Origin of the sequence: Burkholderia sp. 9777_1386, from assembly GCF_015712265.1 — a bacterium.
Lineage (GTDB): Bacteria > Pseudomonadota > Gammaproteobacteria > Burkholderiales > Burkholderiaceae > Burkholderia > Burkholderia cenocepacia.
This window is the reverse complement of record NZ_JACCQB010000112.1, coordinates 1-2,603: the sequence shown is the minus strand read 5'-3', so window position 1 is coordinate 2,603 and position 2,603 is coordinate 1. Positions and strand designations below refer to the sequence as shown.

At 54.4% G+C, this 2,603-nt stretch carries 2 protein-coding genes and 2 pseudogenes; all 4 read right to left on the bottom strand.

The genetic code is table 11. The features are described 5' to 3' along the window. On the bottom strand, positions 1-250 hold a 250-nt coding region (locus H0X91_RS35185), incomplete at its 3' end, for a hypothetical protein (RefSeq protein ID WP_230878104.1). After that, positions 207-392, bottom strand: a pseudogene (cblR, locus tag H0X91_RS34555) (cable pilus system response regulator transcription factor CblR); the annotation flags it as partial. The pseudogene cblR and the gene H0X91_RS35185, both read right to left, overlap by 44 nt. Beyond that, a complete protein-coding gene (locus H0X91_RS34550; RefSeq protein WP_330165492.1) occupies positions 373-852 on the bottom strand; it encodes a hypothetical protein in 480 nt (159 codons plus the stop codon). The gene H0X91_RS34550 and the pseudogene cblR, both read right to left, overlap by 20 nt. Positions 853-1,562: 710 nt before the next feature. Beyond that, a pseudogene (locus tag H0X91_RS34545) lies at positions 1,563-1,991 on the bottom strand (transposase); the annotation flags it as partial. Positions 1,992-2,603: the final 612 nt, after the last annotated feature.

Genomic DNA, 2,603 nt, shown 5'->3' with positions numbered 1-2,603 from the left:
CAATGTCACCAGAGCTGTTCGGTGCATCGTCGGCTCCATGATCTGACGGGGAACCGGCAAGCTTACCGAGGTCCAAATGCGACATTTCTAAATGGCTAGAACACGACATTTCTAAAAAGCTACTACAAGACTTTTCGGTGCCAATGTTAATTATGTCAAGTAAGCGTTTGATATTTAATGCCCACTCAGCAATCCATTGTCTGGGGTTATCTTTGCTCGAACATTTTTCGAGACGCAAATAGCTCAGCATCGCTCCGAATGCCGAGTTTTCGAAAAGCCGATTGCTTCTGTGCACTAATCGTCTTCGGGCTGCGGGAACACTTCGACGCGATGTCCGACACCGACATGCCGGCGAGATAACAGCGGAGCACCTCATGCTCGCGTGAGCTTAAACCTAGGTCGGTTGAAATTGACCTTTCCGGATACATCGCTCTTCTCAGTGGAATCATCGTCGGTCGGTGCCGCCACCGGCTGCAGATAAATGCGATACAGCACCTCTTTCTGCGGCACACCCAAAGGAATCACCCGGATGAGTCGCGTGCCGCCGGCCGGCAATGCGAACTTCGCTGGCGAGATCACAATCGCGTCGTCACCGGAGCTCATGCTGGCCACCTCGCGCTCGCGATCCGTCGCCGGATCAGTCACGCGCTTCGCGATCGCCTTCACGTATTGCGTCGCATCTGATTTTGAGTAGATGCGTAGCTCCGCGGCTGATTCGTTGCCAGCTCCGATCGTTGCCGACATTGGATAGACCAACATGTTCGCGTGTACTCGTGATGAAAAGAGCGCGATCGCAACTAAACCGATGACGAAACTACGAAGATGCCTTTTATTTAAATTTTTGTTTTTCATTACTCTATATGCCGCACCGAGTAGATTGCCATCAGCAATCAATTTTACACATCTGAAGTGCATGCGAGAAGTTGAATGCCCAATATTCTAGCCAAAATGGAGAAAATCGAACACTAAAATCAAATTCATATTAACGAATCATTAACGATCAACATCCGCTATTGGCATCGACTCGAATCTTCCGACATAACTATGGCTATGTATATAAGAAAATGCCTAAGCGCACTATGTAAAGGCACCACGTCCACCCTATCTGGACCTCCCATATTGGTCTGACGAATGGCGCTGCCGATTCTGAGTCGATGGGAGGAAACGTGGTTGCAGAAGAACGAATCGTATCCTCCGAGACTCGCGCTCACATCCCGTCGACAGAAGCCAAGCCGTTTCGCGTGATGCTCGTGTAGTGGTCAACTGATATGACTTTCCGCGTCAACCGAAGCGACCGGTTTTCGGGGTTCCGTGGACATTCGAATTTCCTGAGGGCGACGTAGCAGTAACGACGACGGTGGATCACACTGATATGCGCGGGTTGGGTACCGCATTACAGAGGTCCGTCTCATGAGCCTGCCGCTCTCTAATGGCGCAAATTGGACATACCTTGCCTTGCCTGTTGCCTAGTTGAACCGCGGGTTGCTCGAGTACCGGGCTACGCCGCCTTCAGGAAACTCTCCGTGATGATGCCCATCAATTTGCAAATCCTCGTTGGCGTATCAGGCACTGCGCGGGGACGTCGCCGTCATTGCGAGACGAGCGATGTCCCAAATAAAGCCAACCAGTTCGCGCGCGACGGCGACGATCGTGATGCCGGCGTTCTTGCCGCGCTGCCAGCTTGCGGTACCGCTGGCATAACCGAACCTGGGCGTCCCAGGCACGGTCGATAACCACTTTTGGTAGTCCCTAATGTCGACGTTGAATCTGTGGCCCGACGCGAGCTGCATGCCGGTAACTCCAGGCGGCCTCGACCAGCAATTTACGGGCGTAGCTGTTGCCGGTTTTGGTGATGGCTCCCTGGCGTCGCTTGCCGCCGGACGAGTGTTCGGATGGCGTCACGCCGAACATGCCATGAGCTGACGCGGATGAATAAATCGCGATAGATCGCCAAGTTCCGACACCATGCCAACAGCGGTCAGAAACTGTAGGAGTTCACAATCAATGCTAGCCGTGCCCAAAGGAGTGCTAGCAATGTTCGCAAATACTGCTAGCGTAGTGTTTTGCTTAGCCTAAGCTGGAGGCATGGCCGGGCCTCAGCTGTGGGCATCGATATCGTGATATCGCCCGCAGCGCGGCGTCGAAATTCGGAGCTCTGGCAAAAATCGATTGCGGACCAGTCTCGAGCAGGCTGTGGTGCACCCGGCAGTAGTCGGCTGTCGGATCGAGCCACTCCCTCTTCCACCGTGATGCAGGCTGCTCCCGGTCGCCCTACCCGGCTGCCTTGGCTCTAATGTGCTGGCGACCGGACCTGCGAGGAAACGTCGACGCAGGCGATATACGACGGTGCAGTGAACGCCTAATAGCTGTGCTGCTCGTTCAGCCTGCTGCCGGGAAAGCACGCCGTTGCCAAGCGGTCGAAGCACGGACGCAATCTTCGCTGCTCGAGCGGCCCGCTCTTCGATCGAAGCCATATTGACCTGCCCCCTTCAATAGAGCCAATGGGCTTCTAGCAAAGTCCCTTTAAACCAGCTCCTGGAAGAAAGCGGCAGGAGTATCCGCGGTTGCCCGATGTTTCGCCGCAAACTCTGACGGCGCAAGGT